Consider the following 22,647-nt stretch of genomic DNA (forward strand, 5'->3'; position numbering starts at 1 on the left):
CGGGGCCGGTGCGGGCCGGTGTGCTCGGTGCCGCGGGGGTCCGGTACCGTCGTGGGCGGCATCGATCCCGCTGCCGAGTCCCGCAGCGAGAGGTCCCACCCGTGCGAATCGTCACCATCGGAGACGTCGGCGTGCTCGACGGCATGGTCCACGTCGGCGACGAGGCGATGTTCCACGAGGCGACCGTGCAGCTCCGCGCCCGCGGTGCCACGATCACCGGCGTCTCGTCGAACCCGGCCGAGACCGCCGAGCGGTACGGCGTCGACGCCGTGTCCGCGATCGGCTTCCACCCCGCGACCACCGGCGGCCGGCTCGGCCAGCGCGAGCGTCGCGCCCGCGTGCTGTCCGCGATCGACGGAGGCGCGGATCACCTCCCGCAGGACGACCCGGCCTGGCAGGTCGTCGAGGCCGTCCGCGAGGCCGACGGCGTGCTCGTCGCCGGCGGCGGCAACATGGCCTCGCTCTGGCCGTTGCACGTCTACGAGCGGAACACCCTCGGGCTCATCGCCCGACGGTTCGGCAAGCCGCTCGTCGTCAGCGGACAGACCATCGGACCGGTGCTCGAAGGCGAGGACCGCGAACTCGTCACCGAGCTGCTCGACGCCGCCGCGCTCGTCGGGCTGCGCGAGGGCGCGTCGCTCGAGCTGGTGCGGACGCTCGGCGTCGACCCCGCGAAGACCGTGGGGACGGTGGACGACGCGAGCTTCCTCGGGTTCGACGCCGCGCCTCCTGCCGGGGGTGCCGTCGACGCCTCGGGTGCGGGCGGCGCACCGGGTGCGGCCGGCGCACCGGGTGCGGCAGGCGCCTCGGGTGCGGCAGGCGCCTCGGGTGCGGGTGGGGCGCAGGCGCCGTACCTCGCGGTCAGCCTGTCCGCGCACGTGGGCGACGCCGACCGCGCGGCCTTCGCCACCGCCGTCGCCCGACTGCTCGACCGGGTGGCGGGCGAGGCGGGACTCGAGGTCGTCTTCCTCGCGCACTGGGCGTCGCTCGACCCGACGGAAGAGCGCGGCGACTCGCTGCTGCACCGGGCCGTGCTCGACCAGCTGACCGTGCCCGCGCGGGTCGAACCCACGACCGACTCCCCCGCGGCCGCCCGCTTCGCCCGCGGGGCGGCCCTGCACCTGACCAGCCGCTACCACCCGGCCGTGTTCGCCGTCGCGGGCGGCGTGCCGACGATCGGGCTCGCGGTCGACGACTACACGACGATCAAGCTGACCGGGGCGCTCGGCAACTTCGGACAGACGAGCGTCGTCTCGGCCGCGCAGCTGCTCGCGGGCGAGGCCGACGCGGTCGCGCTGGCGGCGTGGGCCGAGCGCGACGCGGTGCGTGCGGCGTGGGCCGATCGTCTCGACGGGACCCGCGCGGCGTCGGCCGCGTGGTGGGACCGGGTCGCCGGCGCGCTGCAGGGCTGACGCGCCCGGCGTCGGGTGGCGACCCGCGCCTCCTGGGGGCTGCCCCGTGTCGCGCGCACGCCGCCGGGTGACGGGCACCGCGCCAGGACGTGGTCACAGCGCCAGGCTTTCCCGTGGCGCGGTGTCCACCTCCTGGCGTGGTGGCTGGCGGACTGGTCGCGCCACGCCCCATCCCGCCATGAAGTAAACAGTCCGCCACACAAAGACGTGGCGGACTGTTTACCTCGTGGCGGCGTGCCCACCTCGGGGAGGCGCAGCCGGGAAAGCCGAGACGAGGAGGCGCGGCTCCGCCCGCGCGGGCTCAGCCCTGCAGCGTCGCGCTGGGGTACTCGCCGAAGCGCTTGACGTACGACGCCGTGAAGCGGCTCAGGTGCGTGAAGCCCCAGCGCTGCGCGACGGTGCCGACGGTGGCCTCGCCCGGAGAGAGCTCTTTCAGCTCGGCCTGCACGTGGTCGAGGCGGATCGTGCGGAGGTACTCGGTGGGCGTCACGCCGAGCTGACGACTGAAGGCCTGCTGCAGTCCGCGCGGCGTGAGGTGCACGGCCTCGGCCAGCTGGGTCATGTTGACCGGCAGGTGCGAGTGGGTGTGCAGGTACTCGACGGCCTCGCGGAGGCGGGCGTTGCGCGGCACGAGCAGGGCGGGCGGCAGGTCGATCGACCGGTGCGAGAACGTGTCGAGCAGGGCGAACGCCGACTCGCGCTTGAGCTCGGAGCGCAGCAGCTCGGTCGACTCGCCCCCGAGGATGGTCTTGGCCGCGTTGGTGATGGTGGCCTGCCAGCGACGCAGGTTCGCCAGGTCGGGCACGGCCGTGTGGTCGAACTGCAGCGGCCCGGCGAGGGCACCCTCGTGCTCGGCGGCCATGCGCTCGAGGTAGGCGGCGTCGAAGTGCACGAGGTTCTGGCGGTACTCGCGGACCTCGAACTCGAAGGCCTTGCCCGTCGGGAACATCAGCGGCCGGCCGATCTCGAACGCGGCCTCTTCGGCCCCGACGTCGACCCGGCCCTCGCCCGCGGTGATCCAGGCGACGACGTACTCACGCTCGGGCTGGATCGCCCCGCGGATGTCGCCGAGGAACATCGCCGACCGCAGCGTCATGTCCTCGTCGCCGGCCGTCGTGTAGCGGTAGGCGAACGTCTCTTGTCGGGTGTCGGTGCGGAACCCGGCGCCGTTGTAGGTGTCCTCGAACAGCGCGCGCGCCTGATCCATGTCGCGGCCGCCCATCTCGGAGCGCACCGGGGGCAGGGTCTGTTCGGGTTCCATCAGAGTGATCCTGCCATGCCGCGGGCGCTGAAAGAACGCCCTGACCGGGCGGAACCCCCGAAACGGGGGCGGCGGCGCTCGGGGCTCACGCGCCGGTCGGGCTCGTCGCGGGACCGAAGGCCTTCGTGAACGCCGCCTTGAGCACGGCCTTGAAGCCGGAGGGCAGGCGCGTGCGGTGCAGCACGTCGGCCTCGACGACGAGTGCGAAGAACGTCTCGCCCTCGACCAGCCACCAGGCCCGCACCGTGTCGGACGGGAAAACGGCCTCGCCGTCGGGCTCGTCGAGGCTCTCCACGATGATGCGGTCCTCGTAGAGGGCCACTGCACCGTGCTCGCCGTTCATCGACGCCGAGCACTCGAAGATCAGGTCGGGGTCGAGCGGGGGCGCGAAGTCACCGAAGAACAGGTCGGCCGCCGGCGTGCGGGCCGCGTCGCCGATCTCGCCGAAGTCGCTGGCGACGTTGAAGTCGCCGAACGCCGTGTCGGGGGCCGTCGAGGTGTCCCGTCCGGGTACGCGGCGCGACATGTCGCTCTCTGCGTCCACTGGTTTCTCGACTCTCGTCCTGATCCGGTGCGTACCTTCTCACCGCCGTGCAGATTCTGCACCTGTTCCATTAGAGCGCCTAGCAATGCAAGCCGCACCTCGACGGGACCTCAGTTCGGTTTGTGGCCATGACGATCGGCAACGCAGGAGGCGCGGGTCACGACGGTCAGGACACTCGCGTGATGCGCTCCACGGCCTCGCGGGTCAGGGCGCGACTCGGCGGAGTCGGGTCGAGGGCGCGGTGGATCGAGAGCCCCTCGATCAGGGCGTCGACCTGACGGGCGGTGTCCGGGTCGAAGTGCCGTTCGAGCTCGACCCGGCTGCGCCGCATCCACTCCCGGGTGATCTCGCGGAACCGCGGCTCCCGTGCGGCCAGCGTGTAGAGCTCGTAGCTGAGCACCTGGTCGCGGACCGCGGCCGGGCCGGTCAGGTCGTCGTGGACCAGGGCGACCACCGCCTCCTTGGCCTCGTCGCGGGTGGTCGCGGCGCCGAGCCGCCCCTCGAAGCGCACGATGATCGTCTCGGCGAAGCGCGAGAACGCCTCGCGCAGCAGCTCGTCCATGCCGTCGAAGTGGTAGGTCATCGAACCGAGGGGCACGTCGGCACGCGCCGCGATCTTGCGGTGCGAGGCGCCGGCGACGCCGACCTCGGCCACGACGTCGAGCGTCACGTCGATGAGGCGGTCACGACGGTCGGGCTCGGTGCGGCGGACGGTCCCCACGGCTAGATGCTCCTCACCACGCGGGCCGGGTTGCCGACCGCGACGACGTTCGCAGGGACGTCCTTCGTGACGACCGCCCCGGCACCGATCACGCTGTTGTCGCCGATCGTCACCCCGGGCAGCACGATCGCGCCGCCGCCGAGCCAGACGTTGTCGCCGATCGTGATCGGCTTCGCGGCCTCGAGCTTGTCGCGACGGGGTCGCGGCTCGACCGGATGCGTCGGCGTCAGCAACTGCACGTTCGGGCCGATCTGGCAGTCGGCCCCGATCGTGATCGGGGCCACGTCGAGCGCGGTCAGGCCGTAGTTGACGAAGGTGCCGGCCCCGATCGTGATGAACGTGCCGTAGTCGACGTACACGGGCGGCCGCACGTGCGCCGTCTCGTGCAGGCTGCCGAACAGCTCGCGGGCGACGGCCTGTGCGGCGTCGACGTCGTCGGCGAAGGCCGAGGCGAACCGGGCCTGCAGCGTGACGGCGTGCTGTTGCTGCTGCGCGATCTCGGGATCGTCCGAGACGTAGAGGTCGCCCGCGAGCATGCGCTCGTGGTTCGTCCGCGGATCGCCGGCGAAGTGGTCGATGGTCGTCATGACCGCCACCCTAGACGACGAGCGTACGAACGTACACACTGGACGCATGACGAACCGACCGCCGTTCAGCCCCGAGCTCGCCCGACGCCGGGCGGCGGTGTTCGTGTTCATGGCGGTCGTCGGCGTCTCGCTCGCCTCGTGGGTCGTGCGGACCCCGGCCATCCGCGACCTGCTGCAGGCGAGCACGGGCGAGATGGGCCTCGTCATCTTCGGCCTGTCGATCGGGTCGATGGGCGGCATCCTGTCGTCCGCCCCGATCGTGCGACGCCACGGAGCCCACCGCGCCGTCGCGATCGGCGGCAGCTCGCTGGTCGCCGGCGTGGCCCTCGTCGGCCTGGCCGCGTCGCTCTCGATCACCCCCGGCGTCTTCGTCGGCCTCGCCTTGGTCGGCGCGGGAGTCGGCCTGGCCGAGATCGCCGTCAACATCGAGGGCGCCGCGATCGAGACCGCCTCGGGCCGGTCGGTGCTGCCCGTGCTCCACGGCTGCTTCAGCCTCGGCACGGTCGCGGGGGCCGGCCTCGGCATCCTGCTCACGGCGACGCACGTGCCCGTCCAGTGGCACCTGCTCGGAGTCGCGCTCGCGGGCGGCGCCGCACTGGTCTGGGCGGTGCCGATCGTGCCGCGGACGACCGGACGCTCCGACGAGCGGGCCGAGCGCGCCTCCGGGGTGCGGGCCCGACTCGCCGGGTCGCTGGCGGTCTGGCGCGACCGCCGGCTCGTGCTGATCGGCCTGATCGTGCTGGCACTCGCCCTGGCCGAGGGGTCGGCCAACGACTGGCTGCCGTTGCTCTTCGTCGACGGCCACGGGGTCTCGGCGACCACCGGGACGGTCGTCTTCACGGCGTTCGCGGCGGCGATGACGGTCGGGCGCTTCCTCGGCGAACCGTTGCTCGCCCGCTTCGGCCACGCGACCGTGTTGCGCGCCAGCGCCCTCGTCTCGGCGGTCGGCATCGCTCTCGTCGTCTTCTCGGACTCGGTCGTCGTCGCGGGCGTCGCCGTCGTGCTCTGGGGACTGGGCGCCGCCCTGGGCTTCCCGGTGACCGTCTCGGCGGCAGCCGACAGCGACGACCCCACGACGGCGGTCGGAGCCGTCGCGACGATGGCCTACGTCGCGTTCCTGGTGGGGCCGCCGCTGCTCGGTTTCGTCGGCGAGCACGTGGGCCTGCGCAGCGCGATGATCGTCGTGCTGGTCGTGGTGGCGGGCGCCTCGCTGATCACCTCGGCGGCGCGTCCCCGCGAGCGGTCCGCCGCCGCCCGGCCTTAGTGTACGTTCGTACACCATGACGTCACCGACGACCTCTCCCGCCGCACCGGCCCGCACCGTGCCGACGCGCGAGGACCGCCGAGCCCGACTCGGCGTCGCCCTCCTCTTCTTCACCAACGGCGCGCTGTTCGCGAACATCCTGCCGCGCTACCCCGCCATCAAGGACGGCCTCGACCTGTCGAACGCCGACTTCGGCCTGGCGGTCGCGGCGTTCCCGGTCGGCGCGCTCGTCGCGGGACTCGGCGCCGGGTGGCTGATCCGTCGCTTCCGGTCGTCACGGGTGGCCGTGATCGGCACGGTGATCACCGGGGTCGCCGTGCTGCTGGCGGGCATCGCCCCGGTCGGCGGACTGCTGGCGGCGGGCTTCCTGCTCGCCGGCGCCCTGGACGCCATCGTCGACGTCTCGCAGAACTCGCACGGACTGCGCGTGCAGTACCGCTACCGCCGCTCGATCCTCAACTCGTTCCACGCCGTGTGGAGCGTCGGTGCCGTCCTCGGCGGCCTGATGGGCGGCGCGGCGGCCGGACTCGACATCCCGATCGTCTGGCACCTCGGGGCGTCGGCGCTGGTCTTCGCCGTCGTGGCGCTCGTCGCGTACCCGCTCCTGCTCGCCGGGCCCGAACCGGCCGAGGGCACCCCCGAGACGTCCGACGCGGTGGTCGAGCCCGGCGCCGACGTGGCGGCGGGCGCGGGACCGGGCGTCGCACCCGCGGCGGGCGGTCCCGACGACTCGGCCCGCGCCTCCTCGGCTCGCGACGGCCGCCAGGTCTCTCCCGGGTTCGTCGCGAAGTGGGGCGTGCTGCTGGCCCTGGTCGTCATCGCGTCGTCGGGCGCCGTGGTCGAGGACGCGGGCAGCACGTGGGCCGCCCTCTACCTGGGGTCGCTCGGGGCCGGCGTGACGGTCGCCGCCCTCGGGTTCGTCTCGCTGCAGGGGGCCCAGTTCGTCGGACGCCTGCTCGGCGACGGCATGGTCGACCGCTTCGGCCAGAAGGCCGTCGCCCGGGCCGGCGGCGTGTTCGTCGCGGTGGGCATGGGCGTCGCGCTGGCGTTCCCCTCGGTGATCGGCACGATCGTCGGCTTCGCGGCGGCGGGGTTCGGCGTCGCGACCCTGATCCCGGCGGCGATGCACGCGGCGGACAACCTGCCCGGGTTCCGGGCCGGCACGGGGCTGACGCTGGTGAGCTGGCTGCTGCGGCTGGGGTTCCTGGCGTCGCCGCCCGTCGTCGGGTTCGTCGCGGACTCGGTCGGACTGCGGTACGGACTGCTGCTCGTGCCCGTGGTGGGCGTCGCCGTGGTGCTGCTCGGCGGGGTGCTCGAGGGGCGCCGGGCCCGGGGGTCGGCACCGCGCGGCAGCTGATCCGGTACGAACCGGATCGAGGTCGCACCACCGTCGCGTCGTCGAACCGTGTTCCGGGGTGGGTCGACGCAGCGCGGCCGGTCAGGGCAGGCCGAGCAGGCGCAGACCCGCGGCGGCGGCGGCCCCGGCGATCACCACGACGAGGAACGGCGCCCGCAGCAGCAGGGCCACCGCCGCCGCGACCAGCGCCCCGAGCCGGGCGTCGACCACGAGCTGCTGCCCGGTGGCGACGGCGTTCGCGACGGTCAGCGACGCCAGCAACCCGATCGTGAGGGTGCCCGCGACCCGCGCCACGCGCGGGTTCGTCAGCCAGCGGCGGGGCACGAGGTACCCGAGCAGCTTGGTGGCGTAGGCGACCACGCAGGCGACGGCGATCCAGACCCAGGTGCTCACGCCGCGCCTCCTCGGCTCGTGGGGTCGGCGCCCGGGGCGGCGGCCGGCGCCGGGTCGGGACGCTCGCGCGCACCCCGCCAACCCAGGGCCGCGGCGACGACGGCCGCCACCAGGATCGGCACCCCCGGAGGCACGAACGGCACCGCGACGACGGTCACCACGGCGCACGCGACGGCGACCGCGGCCGCGTCACGAGAACGGAGGCGCGGCCACAGCAACGCGAGGAACGCCGCGACGGCCGCCCCGTCGAGTCCCCAGTCGCGAGGGTCGCCCATCGCGTCCCCGGCGAGCGCTCCGACCAGGGTGAAGAGGTTCCAGAGCACGAAGACGCCGACCCCTGCGACCCAGAAGCCGCGGCGCTGCTCGTCGGGGTCGGTCTGACCGGTGCTCGTGGCGAGCGACTCGTCGATCGTGACGTGAGCGGCGACCAGGCGACGCCAGCCGCGCGGGTGCAGCAGGGCGTTGAGCTGCATGCCGTAGACCGCGTTGCGGATGCCGAGCAGGGCCGCGGCGGACGCGGCTGCCGAACCCGCGCCTCCTCCGGCGACGACGCCGACGAAGGCGAACTGCGAACCGCCGGAGAACAGCAGCAGGCTCAGGACGCAGGTCTGCGCGGTGGTCAGACCCGAGGCCACGGCGAGCGCCCCGAACGAGACGCCGTAGAGGCCGGTCGCGACGGCGATCGAGACCCCGACGCGGATGCCGGGCGAGCGGCGCCACGGGGTCGGGGTCGGGGGCGGGGTCGGGGTCGGGGTGGCGGCCGGGGTCGGGGCGGCGGCCGAGGTTGGCGTCGGGGTGGCGGGCGGGGTGGCCGGGGTCGAGGTCGGAGTCGGGCTGGCCGGGGTGGCGAGCTCAGCTGGGGTCGCGGGCTCGGCTGGTTGCCGGTCCCCGGGGAGCGGTTCGGGCGCGGGGGTGGACGGCACGGCTCCAGCGTAGGGCGGTCGAACGGGGCCCCGGGGCGGGTCGCACCACCCATGCGTCGTCGAACCACGCACGGGTGTGGTTCGACGACGCATCGGTGGTGCGATCCGGCGGAAGCGAGCCCAGGAGACTCCGCTCCGAAGCTGATCCGGTACGTACCGGATCAGGTTCCCCGAGGACCCGACCCGCGCCTCCCGCCTGCCGAACCGGGCCTGACCCGCGCCTCCCCGCGTACCGAACCCGACCCGACCCGCACCTCCCCGCGTGCCGAACCCGACCCGACCCGCGCCTCCCCGCGTACCGAACCAGGGCAGGGCCGGGCCGGGCAGGGCCGGGCAGGGCAGGGCGGGCAGGGCAGGGCAGGGCGGAGCGGGGCGGGGCGGAGTGTGTCAGCGCCCAGAACTGGGGAGGGCGGCAGGGCCGGACGGCGTGCAGACTCGGTCGAGCCCTGAACCCGAGGAGGCCCACCCGTGCTGTCCACCGTGTACGTCAGCCGATCGTCGTACCCCTTCACCGATGACGACCTGGCCAACCTGCTGATGACCAGCCGGTCGAACAACGCCCGCCTGGGCATCACCGGCATGCTGCTGCACCGCGAGGGGCGGTTCATCCAGGTACTCGAGGGGCCCGACGAGGCCGTCCGCGAGCGCCTCGCGGTCATCGCCCGTGACCCCCGACACACGGCCGTCCACACCATCGTCGACGAGCGCGTCGAGGACCGGCTGTTCCCCGCCTGGACCATGGGGTACCGCGCCGTCACGGACGACCTCGCCTCGGTGATCCCGGGCTACGCCGACGTGTTCGACACCGGCACCGGCACGGGCACGGGCACGGGCACCGGCACCGGCACCGGCACCGGCACCGGCACCGGCACCGGCACGGGCACCGGCACCGACGGGAAGGCCGACGGCCGCGACGGCTTCAGCAACCTGTCGCCGTCGTCGTCGCACAAGGTCCGCACCCTGCTGCGCTGGTTCCGCGACCAGCCGACCGACGTGACCGACGAGCTGTTCTCGCCCCGCGCCTCCTGACCCTGCAGCCGACCTCGACGGGGTTGTCACGCCCACCCGACGTCGGAGATACTTTTCAGACGAAAGTATCTGCCGCCGTCTGGAGCACCCGTGTCGTACCCCACCCCGTCGCCCACCGTCGTCGCGCCGCCCGAGGCACCCGACGCCTTCGTCCACCTGAGCGCTGCCGGCGTCAGCCTGCTGCTCGACGTGACCGACGCTCGCCTGCCGGCGGTCGTGCACTGGGGCGCCGCGCTCGGACGGCCCACGCTCGACGACGTGCGGTCACTCGCCGCCGCCGCGGTGCCGCCGTACGTCAACAACCTCATGGACGAGCCGGTGCGACTGGCGATCCTGCCCGAACACCACGCGGGCTGGTCGGGCAAGCCCGGGGTCGGCGGTCACCGGTCGGACGGCGCCGACTGGTCGCCGCTGTTCACGGTCGACACGCTCGACGTGACGGGCGAGGCGGAGGCGACCCGCGCCTCCTCGGGTCCCGGGCTTGTCGACGCGGGTGCCGCCGTCGTCACGGTCGAGGCGCACGACGACGTGGCCGGGCTCGCGATCGTGCTCGAGATCGAGCTGACGGCGAGCGGACTCGTCCGAACCCGGGCCGAGCTGACGAACGTCGCCGGGCGACGCGAGGGCGGGCGACGCGAGGGCCGGGGTGCCACCGGCGACGACCGGACGACGAGCACCGCCGCCGGAGCCGCGAGCACCGCCGCCGACGTCTACACGCTGACCGACCTGCACCTGGCCCTGCCGGTGCCGCCGCGGGCTCGCGAGATCCTCGACTTCGCCGGCCGCTGGGGCAAGGAGCGCACGCCGCAGCGCCGCGAGCTCGTCGTCGGCGTGCACGAGCGCGAGGGACGCAAGGGTCGCACCGGCCCCGACGCCGCCACCGTGCTGAGCGTCGGCGTGCCCGGCTTCGGCTTCGGCGCGGGCTCGGGCGAGGTCTGGGGCCTGCACGTCGGGTTCAGCGGCAACCACCGGCACTACGCCGAACGCCTGTCGACCGGTGCGCAGGTGCTGGGCGGCGGCGAGCTGCTGCTGCCGGGCGAGCTGCGGCTCGAGGTGGGCGAGTCGTACCGCAGCCCGTGGGTCTTCGGCTCGTACGGCGACGGCCTCGACGACCAGGCCCGACGGTTCCACCGGTGGCTGCGCTCCCGCGAGCAGCACCCGACCCGCCCGCGCCCCATGACGATCAACGTCTGGGAGGCCGTCTACTTCGACCACGATCTCGCCCGCCTCCGTGACCTGGCCGACCGGGCCGCCGCCCTCGGCGTCGAACGGTACGTGCTCGACGACGGGTGGTTCCGGGGACGACGGGACGACCACGCCGGCCTCGGAGACTGGGTGGTCGACGCCGACGTCTGGCCCGACGGCCTGTCACCGCTGATCGACCACGTCACGGGCCTCGGCATGGAGTTCGGCCTCTGGTTCGAGCCCGAGATGGTCAACGAGGACAGCGACCTCGCCCGGGAGCACCCCGAGTGGCTCCTGCAGACCGGCGACCGCCTGCCCCCGCGGTCGCGCGACCAGCAGGTGCTGAACCTCGGCGTCCCCGGGGCGTACGAGCACGTGCTCGGCCAGATGACGGCGGTCCTCACCGAGTACGACATCGCCTACCTGAAGTGGGACCACAACCGCGACCTCGTCGACGCCGGCACCTGGCCGACCGGCGCCGCGGGAGTCCACGAGCAGACCCTCGCGGCGTACCGGCTGATGGACGAGCTCAAGGCGAGGTTCCCCGGACTCGAGATCGAGTCGTGCTCGTCCGGCGGCGCCCGCGTCGACCTGGGCGTGCTCGAGCGCACCGACCGCGTCTGGGTCAGCGACTGCATCGACCCGCTCGACCGGCAGCAGATGAACCGCTGGACGATGCAGTTGCTGCCCCCCGAGCTGCTCGGCTCGCACATCGCCTCGGGCGTCAGCCACTCGACCGGCCGCTGGCACGAGCTCTCGTTCCGGGCCGGCACCGCCCTGTTCGGCCACCTCGGCATCGAGTGGGACCTCGCCCGGGCGACCGACGCCGAGAACCGCGACCTCGCCGCGTGGATCGCCCTCTACAAGGAGCACCGCCACCTGATGCACACGGGCGACGTCGTGCGGGTCGACGGGGCCGACCCGTCGCTGCTGGTCTACGGCTCGGTCGCCGCCGATGCGAGCGAGGCCCTGTTCTTCCTCGCCTACGTCGGACGATCGGACGTCGCACCGCTCGGCCGCGTGCTGCTGCCCGGGCTCGACCCCGAGCGGCGGTACCGGGTGGCCCCCGTGACCGTCGGATCGCCGGACCACGGCTTGACGCCGCCACCGTGGTGGGGCGCGGCGGACGACGGCGGCGCCTACCCGGGGATCGTGCTCGACGGGCGGGCGTTGGCGATCGCCGGGCTGCAGGCGCCGTCGTCGTTCCCCGAGCGCGTCGTACTGCTGCGGGTCACCGCCGAAGGCTGAGGGCGGGCGGCACTCGGTGCCGACGAACCCGGTTCCGTGCGATGAACCACGAAGATGCGTGGTTCATCGCACGGAACGGGGTTCTCGACGGGTCGGCGGTGCGGGGGCGCGCAGGAGGCGCGGGTCGCGGGTCGGGCAGGAGGCGCGGGGCGGCCATGAACCCGGTTTCGAACGATGAACCCGAAAGCTTCGGGGTTCATCGTTCGAAACCGGGTTCATCGAGGGTCGGACTCAAGGGCGAGGAGGCGCGGGTCGCGTCTCGAGGAGGGCGCGCGGCGTCAGCGTCCGAGCGCGTGCATCTGGATCGCGACGGCGGCGGCGCCTCGGGCCCACTCGTCGAACCGGAACTCCTGGACGAGCAGTCGCGGCGGCGGAACCGCCCGGTGGGTGCCGCGCTCGATCGCCGCGGCGACCGCGGCGCCGCCGACGGTCGCGAGCCGCACGCCCTCGCCCGACAGCAGGACCACCTCGGGGTCGAGCACGTTCAGCACGCCCGCGATCAGCTGCCCCAGGACGTCGGCGGCGGTGTCGACGACGACCCGCGCCTCCTCGTGTCCGTCGGCGGCGAGCGCGAGCAGGTCGTCGTAGGCGACCGGGCGGCCGAGGGCGCGGGCGGCGGCAGCCTCGACCGCGGCGACCGTGAGGAACGCCCCGGCGCAGTCGTGGTGGCCGAGGTCGCACGTCGGGGTCGACGCGTCGGCGGGGGCTGCGTCGGCGGTGGGCACCGGCACCGGCACCGCTTCGGCTACGGCTACGGGCACAGGCACCGGCACGGCTAGAGGCACCGGCACCGGCACCGGCACCGGCACCGGCACCGGCACCACGATCCGCTGGTGTCCGATGCTGCCCGCCGACGAGTGCGCCCCGCCGAGCACCTCGCCCGCGGCGACGAGGCCGAGCCCCACGCCCGCGCCGATCGTGACGAGGGCGAACGACCGCAGCCCGCGTCCCTCGCCGAACCAGTGCTCGGCCTGGGTCAGCGCGCGGACGTCGTTCTCGACCCAGGTCGGCAGGCCGATCGGGGCGGTCAGCAGGTCGGCGAGGGGCACGTCGTCCCAGCCGAGGAACGGTGCGTGCCGCACGTGCGCACGGTCGACGACCTGTCCGCCGACCGTGACTCCGACCGCGCGGATGCGGTCGTCCCGGGCTCGGGCCGCGGTCACGACCGCCGCGACCTGACCCACGACCGCACCGGGCGACGGATCGGGCAGGGGTTCGTCGTGCTCGCCCAGCACCCTGCCCCGCTGGTCGGTCACGACGACGAAGAGGCGGTCACGGGTCAGCTTGACGCCGACGAAATGGTGCGCGTCCGGGTCGAGGTCGAGCGGGACCGAGGGCCGACCCGAGCCGGACGGCGCGAAGGAGGGTCGTTCGACCAGCAGTCCGCTCTCGAGCAAGGGCTTGGTGATGCGCGTGAGGCTCGGGCCCGACAGGCCGAGCCGGGTGGCGAGCTCGGTCCGCGGGCGGGCCCCGTGCACGAGGATGTCGAGCACCACGGCCTGGGCGCTCCCGGCCAGCGGCGACCAACCGCCGCCGGCGTGCCCGAGGGCCCCGTGCCCGAGATCGTGGGAGTCCGTCACGCGACGATCCTATGCAGCCGACCCGCGCCTCCCGGTCGTGACCCCGGGGGCCGGTCGGGCCGGTCGGGCCGGTCGGGCCGGTCGGGCCGGTCGGGCCGAGTCGGGCCGGTCGGGCCGAGTCGAGGCCGCGCCGGGGCCGAGTCGGGTCCGCGTCGTGCGGGTCGAGCCCGGCCCGGACGCGGCTGCGTACCCCGCCACCCGAATTGGGGGACAACCGACCGCCCTCTCGTGGCCGAACATGAGTCGTGGTGACCCTCATGGACGAAACGCGCGAACTGCCCCTCTGCACGTTGTGCGCCGCGCCGACCCGTCGCGAGCCCAACCCGTTCTTCGGCACGGCCCTCTCGGTGCACCGCCACGTGCTCGTCTGCACCTCGTGCTCGACCGTCGGCTTCGCCCCGGTCGTCGCCGACGCCCCCGAGGAGGCGCGGCGCCGGTCCCACCCCCTCGGCCTCCGTGCCCGCGTGGCCGGCTGGTACCGCGCGCTGCCCTGACCGCGCGCCGCGCCTCCTGCGCAGCCCGCGCCTCCCGCGCAGCCCGCGCCTCCCGCCCCGGAACACCGCTGACGGGACAGTGCACCCCGGAACGCCGCGGCGTTCTGTCCCGTCAGGGATGTTCGGCTGTGTGCTGCCCAGCGGTCGGTCGGCCCTGTGGTCGGTCAGTCCTGAGGTCGCCCGCCGCGGGATGCCGCCGCGTGCTCGGCGTCGGCCCGGAACCGGTCGGCCGCCTCGGCGTCGAGCTCGGTGCCCGCGCCGCAGTAGGCGCAGGTGTAGACGTGTTTCGTCGAGTACGGGATCACCGGGATGAAGAACAGCGTGAACCACCGACGGTGCTTGACCAGACGCTGCGCGGCCTCGTTGCCACAGACGCGGCAGACGAAGAAGAGGACGCCCAGCAGGGCGCTCGTGCCCTTGGTGCCGAAGATGATCATGCGCTCACCCTAGGCGGCACCGGGGCAGTCGGCGGGAGCGGGCCCCGGGGCCTGATGACCCCGGGACCCTGTTCCTAGCCCTTGCGCACCAGGTCGACCGCGAACCGGGCGACGGTCACGACGAGAGTCGCGATCTGCCACCACGGCACGGTCTTCCTGGGCGGGCGGCGGTCGTCCTCGGACATCCGCTCCCTCCTCTCGGTGTTCGCGCCGGCGAGCACCGCGAGAGAGCCAGGGACCCACCCCGTGACCCCGACGTTTGCACGTCGATCGTCATGGGATTACACTTCCGATCAGATGAAGCGGGATCTCTGGTTGGGTCCCTGGTTCTCTTCACGGAGAGCACATCGAAGCCCGAGATCGGTTGGACGGTCTCGGGCTTCGCCATGCCCGGGGGTGGTTCCGGTGATGACGACGCCCGACGACCATTTTACATATCGGTCGTCCCTGGCAGTGGCCCAGGCCGCGCGTGGGTGGTCGCACCACGGAATGAACATCGCACCGCCGAAACAGGCGGTGCGACGTTCAGCAGGCGGTGCGACACGTGAACGCACAGCTCACCCGGCGCGGAACCGCCGCAGGCGCAGGCTGTTCGTCACGACGAACACCGACGACGCCGCCATCGCCGCACCGGCCAGCACGGGGTTGAGCAGTCCGAGCATCGCGACCGGGATCGCCGCGACGTTGTAGGCGAAGGCCCAGAACAGGTTGCCCTTGATCGTGCCGAGGGTCGCCCGAGCCAGGCGGATGGCGTCGGCCACCCCGGCGAGCTCACCGCTGACGACGGTCAGGTCTCCGGCCGCGATCGCCGCGTCCGTGCCGGTCCCGAGGGCGATGCCGAGGTCGGCCGTGGCGAGGGCCGCCGCGTCGTTGACGCCGTCGCCGACCATGGCGACGACGCGACCCTCCGCCTGCAACCGGGCCACCGCCTCCACCTTCTGCTGCGGGGTCGCCTGCGCGATCACGTCCGCCGCGGCGATGCCGACCTGCGCCGCGACGTGCCGGGCCGCGCCCGCGTTGTCACCGGTCAGCAACACGGGCGTCAGGCCCAGCCCGCGGAACCGCTCGACGGCCTCACGCGCACCGGGCTTCACGGTGTCGGCGACGGTGACGACACCCCGCACCCGACCGTCCCAGGCGACGGCGACGGGGGTCGCACCGGTCGCCTCGGCCGCGGCGAACGCGGTCTCGAGTTCGGGAGGCGCGGTGACCGACCACTCGTCGGCCAGCCACCCGGGGCGGCCGACCAGCACGAGCGTGCCGTCGACGAGGGCCTGCACGCCGGCCCCGGTGTGGGCGACGAACCCGTCGACGGCCGGGACGACGACCCCGCGTCGGGCGGCCTCGGCCTCGATCGCCCGGGCGACCGGGTGCTCCGAGCCGGACTCGACGGCGGCGGCCCGGGCCAGGACGTCGTCGACCTCGACGGCGTCGGCATCGGCATCGGCATCGGCATCGGCATCGAGGGCATCGCCCACGACCACCTCGCGCACGCTCATCCGCCCGGTCGTGACCGTCCCGGTCTTGTCGAGGACGATCGTGTCGACCGTGCGGGTGCGCTCGAGCACCTGCGGCCCGCGGATCACGATGCCGAGCTGCGAGCCGCGGCCCGTGCCGACGAGCAGAGCGGTCGGCGTCGCGAGCCCCAGCGCGCACGGGCAGGCGATGATCAGGGTGGCGACGGCGGCGGTGAACGCGGTCTGCAGCGAACCGGTGAAGAAGCCGCCGGAACCGCCGACACCGGCACCCTCGACCAGCCCGCCGAACGCGAGCCAGCCGACGAAGGTCAGCACGGCCAGCCCGATCACGACCGGCACGAACACGGCCGACACCCGGTCGGCGAGGCGCTGCACCTCGGCCTTGCCGCTCTGCGCCTCCTCGACGAGACGTCCGAGGCGGGCGAGCTCGGTGTCGGCCCCGACGCGGGTGATCTCGACGAGCAGGCGCCCGCCGACGTTGAGGGTCGCGCCGACCACGCGGTCGCCCGGCCCCACCTCAACCGGCACCGACTCGCCGGTCAGCATGCTCAGGTCGACCGCCGAGGTGCCCTCGCGCACGAGGGCGTCGCTGGCGATCGCCTCGCCCGGACGGACGACCACGAGGTCGCCGGGCACCAGACCCGCGGTGGCGACCCGCGCCTCCTGACCGTCGCGCAGCACGGTGGCTTCCTTGGCGCCGAGCTCGAGCAGGGCACGCAGGGCCTCGCCCGAGCTGCGCTTGGCCCGGGCCTCGAGCCAGCGGCCGAGCAGGATGAACACCGTCACCGCCGCGGCGACCTCGAGGTAGAGCTCGGTCGGGCCGCCGTGGGTCGCCACCAGGCTGAACGACATGTGCATGCCGGGTCGCCCGGCGTCGCCGAAGAAGAGCGCCCAGAGCGACCAGGCGAAGGCGGCGATCACGCCGACGCTGACCAGGGTGTCCATGGTCGCGGCACCGTGGCGGGCGTTCACCGCGGCGGCGCGGTGGAAGGGCCAGGCACCCCAGACGGCGACCGGTGCCGCGAGGGTCAGCGCGAGCCACTGCCAGTTCGTGAACTGCAGGGCCGGCACCATCGAGAGCACGACGACGGGCAGGGCGAGGGCGGCGCTGACGAGGGTGCGGTGACGCAGGGCGTCGACCTCGGCGGCCCGGGCGTCCGCGGCGGCGTCGGCCGAGCCGTCGGCCGTGGCGGTCGAGGACGCAGGAGGCGCGGGCACGGTGGCCCCGTACCCCGCGGCGGCCACCGTGGCGATGAGCGCGTCGACGTCGGGCACGACGGGGTCGCCGTCGCGGGCGTCACCGGCCGCACCGGCCACGACCCGCACGTGCGCCTTCTCGGTCGCGTAGTTGACCGACGCCTCGACGCCGGGGAGCTTGTTGAGCTTGCGCTCGATGCGGTTCGCGCAGGAGGCGCAGGTCATGCCGGTGATGTCCAGCTGCACCGCGTCGAGCTGCACGGCGTCCAGCTGCACGGCGGCAGGCGGGACGGTACCCCGCGGGACGCTCCCGCCTGCCCGGCCCGCGCCTCCTGCGGTGGTCATCGTGCGGAGAGCTGGTAGCCGGCCTCTTCGACGGCGGCCCGCAGCTGGTCGTGCTCGACGGTGGCGTCGGCCTGGACCGAGACGGTGGACGCGCCCCCCGGGTTGAGGTCGACCTCGACCGAGTCGACGCCGTCGACCTCGGAGAGCTCTTCGGTGACGCTCGCGACGCAGTGCTCGCAGGTCATGCCGTCGACCTGCAGGGTGGTGATGGTGGTGTCGGTCATGCTCTGTCCTCTCGATCGGCCCTCAGGTTATACCCCCTAGGGGTATCGATGCCAGGGTGTCCGTTCTTGTCCCCCACCTCCGAGATGCCTCCGCGTCGAGACGGCGCCCGGGGTGCCGGACTAGGAACGGAGACGGACCCGCCAGGACGGCGGGAGAGAGAAGGCACCCGACCATGACCGAGATCACCGCACACCACGGCCTCTTCAAGGACACGAACCTCCACGTCGACGACACCGGCGGCACGGGCCGCACCGTCGTCCTGATCCACGGCTGGCCCCTCTCGGGCGAGTCCTGGAGCAAGCAGGTCCCCGCGTTCGCCGACGCCGGCTACCGCGTCGTCACCTACGACCGCCGCGGCTTCGGACGCAGCGACAAGCCCAAGACGGGCTACGACTACGACCACCTGACCGAGGACCTGCACACCGTCCTCACCGAGCTCGACCTGCAGGACGTCACGCTCGTCGGCTTCTCGATGGGTGGCGGCGAGGTCGCCCGCTACTTCAGCAAGTACGGCACCGAGCGCCTGCACAGCGTCGTCTTCGCCTCGGCCGTGCCGCCGTACCTGATGAAGACCGACGACAACCCCGACGGCCCCCTCACGAAGGAGGCCGCCGCCGACATGACGGCCGGCCTGACCAAGGACGAGGACTCGTTCTACGAGGACTTCACGACCGGCTTCTTCTCGGTCGACGGCGTGCTCAAGGTGTCCGAGGCCGACCGCCAGGACGCCCTCCGTCTCGCCAAGCAGGCGGACAAGACGGCCGCGCTCGAAGCGATGGCCTCGTTCGCGAACACCGACTTCCGTGACGACCTGACCAAGGTCACCGTGCCGACGCTGGTCATCCACGGCGACGGCGACGCGACCGTGCCCTACGAGGGCTCGGGTGCACGGACGCACGCGGCCATCGCCGGGTCCGAGCTGCACGTGATCGCGGGCGCGCCGCACGGCGCCAACGTCAGCGACGCCGACGAGTTCAACCGCGTCGTGCTGGAGTTCCTGAAGAAGTAGGCACCACCCCGGGCGGCTGCGGCCGTTCGTGACGCGACCCCAGGAGGCGCGGTGCCGGTCCTCGAGACCGGCACCGCGCCTCCTGCGCGTCCGACTCGTTGCGTGGCCCCCGTCCGGGGGTGAAGGTCACGGCGGGGTAACGAAGTCGATGCGTTCCAATCCTTTTCGGGGACGGTGGCGAACCCTGTACATCCCCACCGGGACCAACAGACAAGGAGCTTCACCATGAACGCCTTCACTCGCAAGCGCATCACGAAAGCCGCCTTCGGCATCGCCGCCTCCGGCGCCCTGATCTTCTCCCTCGCCGCCTGCTCGTCCAACTCGGGCACCGCGACGGACACCTCCTCGACGTCGTCGTCGTCCGCCGAGCCCAGCGCCGCGTCGACGCCCGCCGCGTCGATCGCCGACCTCAGCAACGGTGTCGACACCCAGGTCGCCGTCGACCAGTCCTTCGTCGACGCCATCACCTCGCTCGGCCTGACCCCCGGCGTCGTGGGCACCGCGACCTTCACCGACGGAACGTTCTCGTTCCCGATCACCGGCGGCAACGTCGACTACTACGGTCCCGACAGCGACGTCCGCCCCTACGTCCAGGGCGAGATCGACCACGACGGCTCCGGCCTGTCGCTGACCTCGGCCGACGGCACCGTCGTCGAACTCACCGACTTCCGCATCGACCCGGGCGAGAGCAAGCTCTACGGCACCGTCACCGCCAACGGCGCCGTCGCCGCCGAGGACGCCTACCTCTTCAACCTCTGGGGCGGCACCCTGAAGCCCATCCAGATGGAAGGCTCCAACGCCGTCCTCGAGGGCACCACCGTCCACATCAGCCCCGACGCCGCCTCGCTGCTGAACCAGACCTTCAAGACCGACGCCGTCCAGGACGAGATGCTCGTCGGCGTCGCGAAGATCACCGCCGCCACGGAGTAACACTCGAGGTCGCACCCCGCTTCGCGAGGTGTGGCCTGGAACCCGGGTCGTCTCCGTGACGACGCACCGGCCCCGCCCTGCTCGACGGGGTCGGCGATCCCGGTGGACCCCGTCTCGTGCTCAGGCGCGGGGCGGGGTTTTTCCGTTCCCGCCCTGCGCCCCGCGCCGCGCTCCCCGACCAGCCGTGAACCCGGTTTCGAACCATGCACCCCGTTTCTTCTGGGTTCATCGTTCGAAACCGGGTTTTTCGCGTGCAGTCGGACCTCGCGCTCAGGGGGTGCGGCGGCGGCGACCGGCGGCAGGCTCGGGAGGCGCGGTGGGCGGCCACGGGTCGGGCTCGGCCGTGCTGCGGGCGATGAGCGCGCGGACGTCGGCGTCGTGCTGCAGCGTCCACGCGACGGCCGAGTTCAGCGACGACGCCGTGTGCAGCCACGGGCGACGCCCGCCCTCGTCGCGGCAGTGGGCGTAGACGTCGAACGCGAAGCCGCCCGTGACCGGCCGCTGGCGCACGAAGCCGAGCGGAGCCGCCTCGCCCTGCCGGATCAGCCACAGCCCCTGCCCGCCCGGGATCGGCGGGATCGCGCACGGGTGCTCGGCCGGTGGTTTGCGCAGTGCCGCCCGCGCGTTCTCGAACTTCGTCTGCACGCCCATGTCGGCGACCGTAGGCGCGACCACCGACGCCCGGCCCGGCGGGGGCTGGGCGGGGACGGCGTACGACGAAAGTCGTACGCGAGGTCCCGACTCCTGCACCCGGTGTCGCGGCGGCGCAGCCGCGAGCGTAGAGACATGATCACGACACCGACCCGAGAAGCCTCTCCGTCCCGACGGCGCCACCCGCGCCTCCTCGTCCGAAAGACCCTCGCCGCCGCGGCCGTCGTCGCCCTGGGCGTGACCCTCGCCGGGTGCGCGTCCGGCGCGACGGGCGCGACCGCCGACCCCGCGCCTCCGGCACCGCCGCGACACCAGCCCGGCGGACACTCCCTGACGCAGGACGACGTCGACTCGTGGCTCGACGGTGCCGTCGGCTCGGCGCTGCAGACCACCGGCATCCCGGGGGCGACCGTCTCGGTCGTCGCCGACGGAAAGCTGCTGACCGCCCGCGGCTACGGCATGGCCGACACCGGCACCGGCGAGACGCCCGCCGAGGCCGTCGACCCCGAGCGCACGCTGTTCCGCGTCGGCTCGGTGTCGAAGGTGGTGTCGGCCACCGCGATCATGCAGCTCGTCGAGAGGGGTGACCTCGACCTCGACGCCGACGTGCAGCAGTACCTCGACTTCGACCTCGACACCCCGAAGGGCGCCGTCACCCTGCGGCACCTGCTCACCCACACGGCCGGCTTCGAGGAGGTCATCTCGGGGCTGATCGGCACGCCCGGCAGCGAGAAGACGCTAAGCAAGGCCGTCAGCGAGGCGCCCCCTGCCCAGGTCTTCGTGCCCGGCACGACCCCGGCGTACTCCAACTACGGAGCCACCTTGGCCGGTTACGTCGCCGAGCGTGTCAGCGGCGTCCCGTTCGCCGAGTTGCTGCAGCAGGACGTCTTCGACCGGGCCGGCATGACCTCGTCGTCGTTCGCCCAGCCGCTGCCCGCCGACCTCGACGCCCGCCTCGCGCACGGCTACCCCGACGACTCGAAGCCCGCCGTCGCGACCGAGGTCGTCAACGCGGCACCGGCCGGTGCGATGTCCGCCACCGCGACCGACATGGCCCGCTTCATGCTCGCGCAGCTCGGTGATCTGCCCGACGACCAGGCGCTGCTGAAGCCCGACACGCTCGCCGAGATGCACCGCCCCGCCCTCGACGCCGACGACCTCGGCACGCTCGTCGCCGGTCAGCGCATGGACCTCGCGTTCTTCGACGACAGCACGCCCGGCCTGGCCGCCTTCGGTCACGACGGCGACACGCAGGTCTTCCACTCGGCGATGCGGATGTTCCCCGAGCACGACACCGGCATCTTCCTCAGCATGAACGGCAGCGGTCGATCGGCCACGGCCTCCCTCGACCTGCGCACCACGGTGCTGCAGGGGTTCGCCGACCGGTACCTGCGTGGCGCGGCGACCGCGGACGCGTCCGACTCGTCCGACGCGTCCGACGCGGACAGCCGAGGAGGCGCGGGCACGGTCGACGACGGTGCGCCGGCCACCGAGACGGTCGCCTCGGGCACCGGCTCCGGTGACACCGCCGACGGGCCCGTGGCCGCCGACCTGGCCGGCACGTACCTCTCGTCGCGCTCCCCCGTCACCAACCCCGGCGCCCTGCTCGCCCTGAGCGGTCAGACCACGGTCGTGCCCCGCTCGGACGGCACGGTCGCCGTCACCCCGAAGCCGCTCGGCGTCACCACCGGCGTCTACGAGAAGGTCGGGACCGACCTGTGGCGCGAGGTCGGCGGAGACGCCCTGCTCGCGACGCGGACCGCCGACACCGACGGGGACTCGACGGTCCAGGCGATCTCGTGGGGCGCCTCCTTCACCATGCTGCGGGCGCAGCCCTGGCAGGCGGCGTCGGCCGTGCTGCCGAGCGTGGTCCTGGCGGTCGTGGTGCTGCTCGCGTCGGTGATCGTCTGGCCGGCCACCGCCCTCGCCGGCGTCGGACGCCGACGTCGAGACCTCCGCGCCGGCCTGTCGACCGGGTCGGTCGCCACCACCCCGCGTCGCCGTGACCGCACCCTGCTGCTCTCCCGCCTGGGGCAGGCGTCGACGCTGCTGGCCCTCGTCGGCTGGGCGGTCGTCGCGGTGCAGGCCATGTCGTTCGCCGAGGTGTCGGTCGTGACCCTCCGCGTGCTGCAGGGGCTGCAGCTGCTCGGCGTCGTCGCGATCGTGCCGGCCGCCCTGGTCGCCTGGCGGGCCGTGCGCGACCGTCGCGGCTGGGCCGTGGTGACCGGACGCGTGCTCGTCCTCGTGTCGCTCGTGGTGCTCGCCGGCTTCGCCTTCGGCTTCCGCCTCATCGCCCCGAGCGTGAGCTTCTGATGCCCCGCCCCCAGCGCGACACCCGGGCCGACGGTGCACAGCCGTCGTCGGCCCGGGGTCGGGA

20 protein-coding genes are annotated in these 22,647 nt (G+C 73.5%); 9 read left to right on the forward strand and 11 right to left on the reverse strand.

Going from position 1 to position 22,647, the window contains the following annotated elements; all coding sequences use genetic code 11:
- Window positions 1-101 precede the first annotated feature (101 nt).
- The gene (locus SJY14_RS00920) at window positions 102-1,412 is read left to right on the forward strand and encodes a polysaccharide pyruvyl transferase family protein (RefSeq protein ID WP_396599516.1); all 1,311 of its coding nucleotides are present in this window, start codon (window positions 102-104) and stop codon (window positions 1,410-1,412) included.
- A 301-nt stretch (window positions 1,413-1,713) separates the two neighbouring features.
- Here SJY14_RS00920 and SJY14_RS00925 read toward each other — a convergent pair whose 3' ends face one another.
- From SJY14_RS00925 to SJY14_RS00940, 4 genes are all read right to left on the reverse strand, one after another.
- On the reverse strand, window positions 1,714-2,673 hold the full coding sequence (locus tag SJY14_RS00925; protein ID WP_071257633.1) for a helix-turn-helix transcriptional regulator: 960 nt from the start codon (window positions 2,671-2,673) through the stop codon (window positions 1,714-1,716).
- Between the two features lie 85 nt (window positions 2,674-2,758).
- Window positions 2,759-3,217 (reverse strand): hypothetical protein, encoded by a 459-nt coding sequence (locus tag SJY14_RS00930; RefSeq protein WP_396599517.1) that lies wholly within the window; start codon window positions 3,215-3,217, stop codon window positions 2,759-2,761.
- Between the two features lie 166 nt (window positions 3,218-3,383).
- Window positions 3,384-3,938, reverse strand: a complete 555-nt coding sequence (locus tag SJY14_RS00935) for a TetR/AcrR family transcriptional regulator (RefSeq protein ID WP_071257627.1) — start codon at window positions 3,936-3,938, stop codon at window positions 3,384-3,386.
- Window positions 3,939-3,940: 2 nt separating this feature from the next.
- Window positions 3,941-4,525 carry a sugar O-acetyltransferase gene (locus SJY14_RS00940; protein WP_396599518.1) on the reverse strand — a complete coding sequence of 195 codons (585 nt, stop codon included), beginning with the start codon at window positions 4,523-4,525 and terminating at the stop codon, window positions 3,941-3,943.
- Window positions 4,526-4,571: 46 nt separating this feature from the next.
- Between SJY14_RS00940 and SJY14_RS00945 the strand changes: the two genes are divergently transcribed.
- Window positions 4,572-5,789, forward strand: coding sequence for an MFS transporter (locus SJY14_RS00945; RefSeq protein ID WP_396599519.1), 1,218 nt, complete (start codon window positions 4,572-4,574; stop codon window positions 5,787-5,789).
- Between the two features lie 16 nt (window positions 5,790-5,805).
- Window positions 5,806-7,146, forward strand: coding sequence for an MFS transporter (locus tag SJY14_RS00950; protein WP_071257620.1), 1,341 nt, complete (start codon window positions 5,806-5,808; stop codon window positions 7,144-7,146).
- A gap of 81 nt (window positions 7,147-7,227) precedes the next feature.
- Here the strand turns inward: SJY14_RS00950 and SJY14_RS00955 are convergent, their stop codons facing one another.
- Both SJY14_RS00955 and SJY14_RS00960 read right to left on the reverse strand, forming a co-directional pair.
- Entirely contained in the window at window positions 7,228-7,539 is a 312-nt protein-coding gene (locus SJY14_RS00955; RefSeq protein ID WP_071257617.1) for an AzlD domain-containing protein, read from the reverse strand.
- Window positions 7,536-8,240 carry an AzlC family ABC transporter permease gene (locus SJY14_RS00960; RefSeq protein WP_396600236.1) on the reverse strand — a complete coding sequence of 235 codons (705 nt, stop codon included), beginning with the start codon at window positions 8,238-8,240 and terminating at the stop codon, window positions 7,536-7,538. The genes SJY14_RS00955 and SJY14_RS00960 overlap by 4 nt, the downstream gene beginning before the upstream one ends.
- Window positions 8,241-8,930: 690 nt before the next feature.
- On the opposite strand from SJY14_RS00960, the gene SJY14_RS00965 reads away from it, so the two are divergent.
- Together SJY14_RS00965 and SJY14_RS00970 are read left to right on the forward strand one after the other, a co-directional pair.
- Window positions 8,931-9,491: a BLUF domain-containing protein gene (locus tag SJY14_RS00965; RefSeq protein WP_396599520.1), complete on the forward strand. Its 561-nt coding sequence runs from the start codon at window positions 8,931-8,933 to the stop codon at window positions 9,489-9,491.
- 90 nt (window positions 9,492-9,581) lie between these two features.
- Entirely contained in the window at window positions 9,582-11,924 is a 2,343-nt protein-coding gene (locus SJY14_RS00970; RefSeq protein WP_396599521.1) for an alpha-galactosidase, read from the forward strand.
- A gap of 278 nt (window positions 11,925-12,202) precedes the next feature.
- On the opposite strand, the gene SJY14_RS00975 is transcribed toward SJY14_RS00970, so the two are convergent.
- On the reverse strand, window positions 12,203-13,504 hold the full coding sequence (locus tag SJY14_RS00975; RefSeq protein ID WP_396599522.1) for an ROK family protein: 1,302 nt from the start codon (window positions 13,502-13,504) through the stop codon (window positions 12,203-12,205).
- 257 nt (window positions 13,505-13,761) lie between these two features.
- On the opposite strand from SJY14_RS00975, the gene SJY14_RS00980 reads away from it, so the two are divergent.
- Entirely contained in the window at window positions 13,762-13,998 is a 237-nt protein-coding gene (locus SJY14_RS00980; protein WP_143048697.1) for a hypothetical protein, read from the forward strand.
- 164 nt (window positions 13,999-14,162) lie between these two features.
- Here SJY14_RS00980 and SJY14_RS00985 read toward each other — a convergent pair whose 3' ends face one another.
- The 3 genes from SJY14_RS00985 to SJY14_RS00995 all read right to left on the reverse strand — a co-directional run bounded on the left by SJY14_RS00985 (window position 14,163) and on the right by SJY14_RS00995 (window position 17,679).
- Complete coding sequence (locus tag SJY14_RS00985; RefSeq protein WP_396599523.1) at window positions 14,163-14,435, reverse strand: zinc-ribbon domain-containing protein; 273 nt, start codon at window positions 14,433-14,435, stop codon at window positions 14,163-14,165.
- A 557-nt stretch (window positions 14,436-14,992) separates the two neighbouring features.
- Window positions 14,993-17,371 carry a heavy metal translocating P-type ATPase gene (locus SJY14_RS00990; protein WP_396600237.1) on the reverse strand — a complete coding sequence of 793 codons (2,379 nt, stop codon included), beginning with the start codon at window positions 17,369-17,371 and terminating at the stop codon, window positions 14,993-14,995.
- Window positions 17,372-17,451: 80 nt separating this feature from the next.
- The gene (locus SJY14_RS00995; protein ID WP_054145925.1) at window positions 17,452-17,679 is read right to left on the reverse strand and encodes a heavy-metal-associated domain-containing protein; all 228 of its coding nucleotides are present in this window, start codon (window positions 17,677-17,679) and stop codon (window positions 17,452-17,454) included.
- Window positions 17,680-17,852: 173 nt separating this feature from the next.
- Between SJY14_RS00995 and SJY14_RS01000 the strand changes: the two genes are divergently transcribed.
- Window positions 17,853-18,689 carry an alpha/beta fold hydrolase gene (locus SJY14_RS01000; RefSeq protein WP_396599524.1) on the forward strand — a complete coding sequence of 279 codons (837 nt, stop codon included), beginning with the start codon at window positions 17,853-17,855 and terminating at the stop codon, window positions 18,687-18,689.
- 225 nt (window positions 18,690-18,914) lie between these two features.
- Window positions 18,915-19,619: a hypothetical protein gene (locus tag SJY14_RS01005; RefSeq protein ID WP_396599525.1), complete on the forward strand. Its 705-nt coding sequence runs from the start codon at window positions 18,915-18,917 to the stop codon at window positions 19,617-19,619.
- Between the two features lie 270 nt (window positions 19,620-19,889).
- Here the strand turns inward: SJY14_RS01005 and SJY14_RS01010 are convergent, their stop codons facing one another.
- Entirely contained in the window at window positions 19,890-20,270 is a 381-nt protein-coding gene (locus SJY14_RS01010) for a hypothetical protein (RefSeq protein ID WP_396599526.1), read from the reverse strand.
- Between the two features lie 135 nt (window positions 20,271-20,405).
- Between SJY14_RS01010 and SJY14_RS01015 the strand changes: the two genes are divergently transcribed.
- Window positions 20,406-22,583, forward strand: a complete 2,178-nt coding sequence (locus tag SJY14_RS01015) for a serine hydrolase domain-containing protein (protein WP_396599527.1) — start codon at window positions 20,406-20,408, stop codon at window positions 22,581-22,583.
- The last annotated feature ends 64 nt before the right edge of the window (window positions 22,584-22,647 follow it).

It is taken from the genome of Frigoribacterium sp. R86507 (assembly GCF_044597695.1).
Classification (GTDB): domain Bacteria; phylum Actinomycetota; class Actinomycetes; order Actinomycetales; family Microbacteriaceae; genus Frigoribacterium.

Excerpts from the sequence above, each read along its gene's own strand:
- SJY14_RS00925 (WP_071257633.1), bottom strand. The coding sequence starts at position 2,673 with ATGGAACCCGAACAGACCCTGCCCCCGGTGCGCTCCGAGATGGGCGGC.
- SJY14_RS00940 (WP_396599518.1), bottom strand. The coding sequence starts at position 4,525 with ATGACGACCATCGACCACTTCGCCGGCGATCCGCGGACGAACCACGAG.
- SJY14_RS00945 (WP_396599519.1), top strand. The coding sequence starts at position 4,572 with ATGACGAACCGACCGCCGTTCAGCCCCGAGCTCGCCCGACGCCGGGCG.
- SJY14_RS00950 (WP_071257620.1), top strand. The coding sequence starts at position 5,806 with ATGACGTCACCGACGACCTCTCCCGCCGCACCGGCCCGCACCGTGCCG.
- SJY14_RS00980 (WP_143048697.1), top strand. The coding sequence starts at position 13,762 with ATGGACGAAACGCGCGAACTGCCCCTCTGCACGTTGTGCGCCGCGCCG.
- SJY14_RS00985 (WP_396599523.1), bottom strand. The coding sequence starts at position 14,435 with ATGATCATCTTCGGCACCAAGGGCACGAGCGCCCTGCTGGGCGTCCTC.
- SJY14_RS00995 (WP_054145925.1), bottom strand. The coding sequence starts at position 17,679 with ATGACCGACACCACCATCACCACCCTGCAGGTCGACGGCATGACCTGC.
- SJY14_RS01000 (WP_396599524.1), top strand. The coding sequence starts at position 17,853 with ATGACCGAGATCACCGCACACCACGGCCTCTTCAAGGACACGAACCTC.
- SJY14_RS01005 (WP_396599525.1), top strand. The coding sequence starts at position 18,915 with ATGAACGCCTTCACTCGCAAGCGCATCACGAAAGCCGCCTTCGGCATC.
- SJY14_RS01010 (WP_396599526.1), bottom strand. The coding sequence starts at position 20,270 with ATGGGCGTGCAGACGAAGTTCGAGAACGCGCGGGCGGCACTGCGCAAA.
- SJY14_RS01015 (WP_396599527.1), top strand. The coding sequence starts at position 20,406 with ATGATCACGACACCGACCCGAGAAGCCTCTCCGTCCCGACGGCGCCAC.